Below are 6,358 nucleotides of genomic sequence, written 5' to 3'. Positions count from 1 at the left end.
GAGGGCCACCGCGGGGGACGTCAAAGCAGCAGCTCGGTCAGCAGGTGGATGACCAGGCCGGCGAGCGCCCCCACCACCGTGCCGTTGATGCGGATGTACTGCAGGTCACGGCCCACGTGCAGCTCGACCTTGACCGCGGTCTCGGTCGGCTCCCAGTTCGCGACCGTATCGGAGATCACCGTGGAGATGTCGGAGCGGTACCGCCGGACGAGCCACGCGACGGCCTCGGTGGCGGCGGTGTCGACACCCGCCCGCAGGTGGGGGTCGGTGACCAGCCGCCCGCCGAGCGCCTGCAGCTCGTCGGTGATCCTGGTCCGCAGCGCGCTGTCGGGATCGCCGGCGACGTCGGTCAGGATGGACCGGGTGGCGTTCCACATCGCCGCGGCCGCCTGGTGGATCTCGGGATGGTCGCGGACGCGCTCCTTGAGCTTCTCCACCCGTTCGGCGGTGTCCGGGTCGGTGCGCAGCTGCTCGCCGAACCGGGCGAGGAAGTCGTCCAGGGCCCTGCGCAGCAGGTGCTCGGGATTGGCGCGGACCTCGGCGGCGAACCGCAGCGCCTCCTCGTACGCGCGGGCGGCGATCACATCGTCCAGGAACCTCGGCGACCACGACGGCGCCTGGTCGGCGACGATCCGCATCACCGTGTCGGGGTTGTTGCGCAGCCAGGTCTCCGCCTGGACGGCGATCACGTCGACGAGCCGGTGGTGCAGGCCGCCGGCGGCGATCCGGCCGAGCGCCGTGCCCGCGGCCGGCGCCCAGGGACGGTCCATCACCCTGGCGAGGATGGTTTTCTCCATCACCTCCAGCGTCACCTCGTCCCGGATGTTCGAGACCGCCTCGACCAGCCGGCTGGACGCCTCCGCGGTGATCCTCTCGGCGTTGCCGCGCTCGCTGAGCCAGGTGCCGATCTGGACGGCCGCGCCCATGCTCGCGACCTTCTCCCGGATCACCGCGTCGGCCAGGAAGTTCTCGGAGACGAACCGCTCCAGGCTGCGGCCGAGGTCGTCCTTGCGGTTGGGGATGATCGCCGTGTGGGGGATGGGCAGGCCCAGCGGCCGGCGGAACAGCGCGGTCACCGCGAACCAGTCGGCGAGCGCTCCCACCGCGCCCGCCTCCGCCGCGGCCCGGACATAGCCCGCCCAGCCCGGCCCACCACCGGACTCCCAGCGCCAGAACACGACATAGACGACCACCACGAAGACCAGCAGGCCGGTCGCGATCGTCCGCATCCGGCGCAGCCCCCGCTGCAGCTCCGCGTCGCTGACCTGGCCGTCGCGGCCGGGCCCACCACCGCCGCGGCCGGCGGCGGCGCGAGGCCGGCCGGGATGTTGCCCGGGTGGCGCGTCCTCAGGCTGTGCTGTGTTGTCCGGCTGCGCCGGGGGTGGCGTCGTGGGCATCGTCCTCCACCCAGAGGTGTGTCGCGCCGATGGGAACCGGCGTTGGTCGAATGATCCCGGTCATGACCGCGCGGTTCCGGGCTGTCGGGGCGGCCGGGGCTGGTGATCGTGACCACCTGCCCACAGCGCGGCCGGCGGCCCCGGCCGTCGCCGCAGCGACCAGCCCAGAACGGCGAGGACGCCCAGCAGGGCACAGTAGGCACCGATCACCCGCCGCGGGTTCCCGTAAGCGGTCGCGAGCAGTTCTACCCCGAAGCCGGCGCCGACGACAGCCGCGACGACGGCGACAGCGATGACAGCGACGACGGCCGCCCTCGGCACGGGAGGCGGCAGCGGGCTCGATCCGGGGCCCGGCGCGACGCGGTCGCGGCGGGTGAGGGCCTTCAGGGCATGCCCGGCCGCGGGCGCGGCAAGCACGCCGATGATCGTGATGCCGGTGAGGAGGCCGACCGGGCCCGTCCGATGGGGGGTGACGACGAACCAGCTCCCGGCGGTGAAGACGATCAGGGATATCCGTGGCCTCGGTGCGCTGACCAGGATCGGCGCGAGCAGAAGCAGCAGGTAATGGCTCCATACGATGGGCGAGGCCACGAGCGCGGCGGCGAGCGTGCCAGCGAAGAGTATCCGCTCGTTCCCGCCGTGTCGTGGACGCGGCCAGCCGCCGGCCAGCACGGCCACGGCGGCCACGGCGGCCACGGCGGCCACGCGTGCGCACCAGGTGGCCACGCCCATGCCGAGACCGGTGTTGACCAGCAGGCCGGTGAGGCTGAGCCCCAGCGGCGCCTCCTCGCGGGCGAGCACCCCCAGCATCCCCAGGTAGGTGCGGGTGTCCACCGGGCTGGTCAGCTCCGTGACGGCCAGCAGCGCCCCGAGGCAGACAGCCGCCACCGCGCCCGCCTTCGTCCGGCGGGCCAGCACCAGCCACAGCCACACCGGTGCCAGGAACAGCTTGGCGTAGATGACACCGGCCGCAAGCATACCGGCGGTGACCGGACGGTCGCGAAAGCGCCACAGCGCGGCGAGGCCGAGGAACAGGACGGCGTTGAGCGTGCCCATCTGCAGGCCGGTGAGAGCACAGGAGGACATCAGCACCAGCGCGTACGCACGCCGGCCGCGGACGCCGAGCAGCCGGGCGCCGAGGAACAGCGCGCCCACCGACAGCGCGATGAAAACGGTCGCGCCGTTTTCGCCCAGCCACGACAGCGGGACGAAGGCGAAGGCGACGAGGTAGGGATACACATAGGCGAAGCCCGAGTAGACCTCGGGGGTTCCGGGAGACGGGTAGGGGCCGCGCCCGCCCCCGACGGCCGCGCCCGCGCGCAGGAACACGTCGACGTCATAGTGGGGGAGCGGGGCGATGTAGACCGTCCACAGCACCGCGACCAGCACGGCGAGTGGCGCTGCCCGGATCAGGGCCGGCCACGGCCGGGCGCGCCCGCCACCGACGGCGCCACTGGCGGCACCACCGACGGCGCCACCGATGGTGGCGGGAGCGGCACCGAGGGCGCTGGCGGCAGGCGCGCCGGCCCGGCCGCTGGTGCCGTGCGTCGCCGCCGGCCGGGCCGGCTGTCGGGGCGTACCTGTGAAAGCCGTCAACACGCACGCTCCGCCAACGCCGTACTCGTTTCGCCACCCGTCTCGCCGGCGGTCGGGCGACGCCGGCAGCCGGGCCGCGCCGGCGACGTCGGCGCGGCCGGCCCGTCCCCCGCGCGCTCCATCCCACCGGCCGTCGTGTTACCGGCCGTCGTGTCACCATGCTGACGCGTCCTGTCATGTCGAGGTGGCCCGCCGTATCGATGTAACACATCGCATCGGTACGGCACTGGTCGACGGCGCGGCACGTGTCCATCATGGCCTGTCGCACGCTGACGGCACGTCTCCCCGCCGCGCCGCGGGGAGCGGTCGGCCAGGCGGTGGGGCGCCAGCCGGTCGAGCGGGAGCCGGTCGTGGACGGGTGTCAGCCGGCCGGCGTCCGGGCGCGGCTCGCGGGGCCGTGCGCATCGCCAGGGCTGCGGACGTCGGCGGCGAGCAGGCACAGGTCATCCTCCCGGCCGCTGGGGCCGGCGACCTCTGTCAGCAGCCGGTCGCAGAACGCGTCCAGGCGGAGAGCGTCGGACTGTGCCGCGACCGCTGACAGGACGGCGAGCCGGTCGGTGATGGAGACGTCCCGGCGCTCCACCAGACCGTCGCTGTAGAGCAGCAGCCGGGCCCGGACCGGCAGCGTGACGGTGTCCTGCCGGTAGGCGAGGTTGTCCACGGCACCGAGGATCGGGCCGTGGACGACCTCCAGGAAGGCCGGGCGGCCACCGTCGAGGAGCAGCGGCGGCGGGTGGCCCGCGCACGACCAGGTCAGCGTTTTCCCGGCCATGTCGAGGCAGGCGACCACCGCGGTGGCATAGACCGCCGAGTCGCTGGCGGCGAGGTTGGACGACAGCTGGCTGGTGATCCTGGCGGGGGGATGGCTGAGCAGCGCGTAGGCGCGCGCCGCGTGCCGCAGTTCGGCCATGACCGTGGCCGCCCGCAGCCCGTGGCCGCCGACGTCCCCCACGATCAGGGTGAGCTCGCCGGTCGGGAGCACCAGCGCGTCGTACCAGTCACCGCCGACGTCGACGTCCCGGCCGGCGGGCAGGTAGCGGGCGGCCAGTTCCACGCCGGCCAGCTCCGGCAGGCGCTGGGGGAGGATCGCCCGTTGGAACGCTTCTGATACCGACAGTTGTTTCTCGTACAGGCGTACCCGTTCGAGGGCGTGCGCGCAGTGCCCGGCGAGCGTGGTCAGGAAGGCCCGCTCGTCGGGGTCGAAGAGCCGTTCGCTCTCCCAGAGCAGCACGATCACCCCGATCGGCCGCCCGGAGACGATCAGCGGGATGTGGGCTATCCACGCGGCGGCGGCCGCCTCGAGCAGGGGCCTGGCGTGCGGATAGTCGGCCAGGTGCTCCGCCCGGGAGTCGAAGCGGGCCCGGGCCGTGCGCAGGACGTCCGGGGTGGCCGCGGTTCCCCGCCCGGAGATCAGTTCCAGGAGCCGGCTGACCCGCTGGGACTGGACGGTCGGGGTGACCACCCGTACCCGTCCCTCGTCGCCGACCATCATGATGATGGCGCAGTCCGCGCCGAGGTCGTCCCAGGCCGATCGGACGATCACGTCCGCGACGTCCGGGACGGTCAGGGCCTGGCCGAGCGCGGCGGTCACGTCGAACAGCTGGCGGGCGCGGCTGAGTGCCGACGACAACGACGTGATCAGTGCCGCGCGGTGCGCCTCCGCGCGGTGGCGCTCGTCGACGTTGCGGAAATAGGCGGTTATCCCCTCCGGGGAGGGGAACAGCCGGACCTCGAAATGCCCGCCGAAGGCCGCGTAGTCGGCCTCGGACTCCACCGGCAGCTGGGTGTCCAGCGCCTGCAGGTACAGCTTCTCGAACGCTGGCCCCATGAGCGACGGCGCAAGATTCCACAACTGTTCGCCCACCAGCTCGCAGGTATCACAACCGAGCAGTCGGCTCATGACCGTGTTGACGAACACGAACCGGCTGTCGTCATCGAACACCACTACGCCGTCACTGACCTGTTGCAGAGCACGTCCAGCCTGCTCGCGGCCGACGCGCAGCGCGGTGGCGCCGGTACAGATCCCGGCCACGCGCACCACCCTGCCGGCGTCGTCGCCGACTATCCCGCCACGGACCTGGAGCCAGACGGGCGCACCGTCGGGGCGCACGACCCGGAACTCCTCGAGAAAGGGCTCGCCGGTCGCCAGCACCTCGTCCATCCGGGTCCGCAGGAGCGGCACGTCGCTCGGGTGCACACAGGAGAAGAAGGCCTCGACCGGCCCGGTGAAGGATCCCAGCTCGACACCGTGCAGGTTGGCGGCGCGCTGATCCCAGCGCAGCCGGTCGGCAGCGACGTCCCACTCCCAGATGCCCACGCCGGCCCTGTCCAGCGCGAGCAGCGCGTGTGCCGGCAGACCGTTCGCATGTCGGTGAAGCCGGGGTCTGTCGTCACCACCCGATCCCACGTCACGCTCCCCACTGGCTGTCGGCGTTCCCGTCTGCCGGCGTCGCTGGCCCGGGACACACCCTGAATGACCGGCGGCGGCAGCTCAGGTGGGGGGAGCTGATGGATCGCGACTGGTCCGTGGGGTCTTACGGGTAGGCATCGGCCCGGCTCGACAAGTCAACCACGAGGCATCGTGCCTCGTTGCCCGATAGGACAGAACAGTCCATTATCTCGCCGGATTACCGCCGGCGGCGATCACGGTCATGTGGGCATGCTCACGGCTGGCCGGCGTCCCGCCGGCCGTGGATCACCGGCAGGTCACCGCTCGCGGATGCCGACGCGGTCGTGCAGGGCGCGCAGGGGGCGGGGCGCCCACCAGTTCCAGTCGCCGGCAAGGCGCATGAACGCCGGGACGAGGACGGGGCGGACGATCAGGGCGTCGAGGAGGATGGCGAGCCCGGTGCCGAGGCCGAAGAACTTGATGAACGACACCCCCGAGACCAGGGTCGAGAAGAAGGACACGGCGAGGATGAACGCGGCGGCGCTGATGATCCGTCCACTGCGGGACAGGCCGATGATGACGGCCTGCCGCAGCGTGGTGCCGTTGTCGTGCTGTTCACGGATACGGGCCAGGACGAAGACGGCGTAGTCCATGGACAGCCCGTAGGTGATGCAGAACAGCAGGACGGGGATGGCGACCGGGAGGGGGGCGGGGGGGGGGGGGTGATGCCGAGCGGGCCGGCGAGATGGCCGTCCTGGAAGATCCAGACCATGCTGCCGAAGACGGCGCTCAGGCTGAGCAGGTTGAACACGAGGGCTTTGAGCGGGAGGACGACGCTGCCGGTGAGCAGGAACAGCACGGTGAAGGTGATGACGGCGATGAGGACGAGGGCCAGCGGGAGATGGCGGCCGATGGAGCCGGTGATGTCGAGGAGCTGGGCCGCCTGGCCGGTGACGAGAACCCGGTGGTGCTGGGG

General features: G+C 72.3%; 4 protein-coding genes and 1 pseudogene. All 5 read right to left on the bottom strand.

The features are described 5' to 3' along the window. Positions 1–20: 20 nt before the first annotated feature. Positions 21–1,229 (bottom strand): DUF445 domain-containing protein, encoded by a 1,209-nt coding sequence (locus AC5LUJ_RS22725; protein ID WP_445548435.1) that lies wholly within the window; start codon positions 1,227–1,229, stop codon positions 21–23. Between the two features lie 228 nt (positions 1,230–1,457). Next, a complete protein-coding gene (locus AC5LUJ_RS22720) occupies positions 1,458–2,996 on the bottom strand; it encodes a glycosyltransferase family 87 protein (protein ID WP_493465720.1) in 1,539 nt (512 codons plus the stop codon). A 358-nt stretch (positions 2,997–3,354) separates the two neighbouring features. Then, a complete protein-coding gene (locus AC5LUJ_RS22715) occupies positions 3,355–5,400 on the bottom strand; it encodes a SpoIIE family protein phosphatase (protein WP_250280775.1) in 2,046 nt (681 codons plus the stop codon). Between the two features lie 299 nt (positions 5,401–5,699). After that, a complete protein-coding gene (locus tag AC5LUJ_RS22710) occupies positions 5,700–6,035 on the bottom strand; it encodes an MMPL family transporter (protein WP_493465719.1) in 336 nt (111 codons plus the stop codon). A 152-nt stretch (positions 6,036–6,187) separates the two neighbouring features. Further along, positions 6,188–6,295, bottom strand: a pseudogene (locus AC5LUJ_RS22705) (hypothetical protein); the annotation flags it as partial. Positions 6,296–6,358 lie beyond the last annotated feature (63 nt).

Source organism: Protofrankia sp. CiP1_Cm_nod3, from assembly GCF_982290655.1.
This window is presented reverse-complemented; position numbering and strand designations above follow the sequence as displayed.

What these genes read in the sequence shown, in the direction of transcription:
- AC5LUJ_RS22725 (WP_445548435.1), bottom strand. Translation starts at nt 1,229, where the DNA reads ATGCGGACGATCGCGACCGGCCTGCTGGTCTTCGTGGTGGTCGTCTAT.
- AC5LUJ_RS22710 (WP_493465719.1), bottom strand. Translation starts at nt 6,035, where the DNA reads ATGGACTACGCCGTCTTCGTCCTGGCCCGTATCCGTGAACAGCACGAC.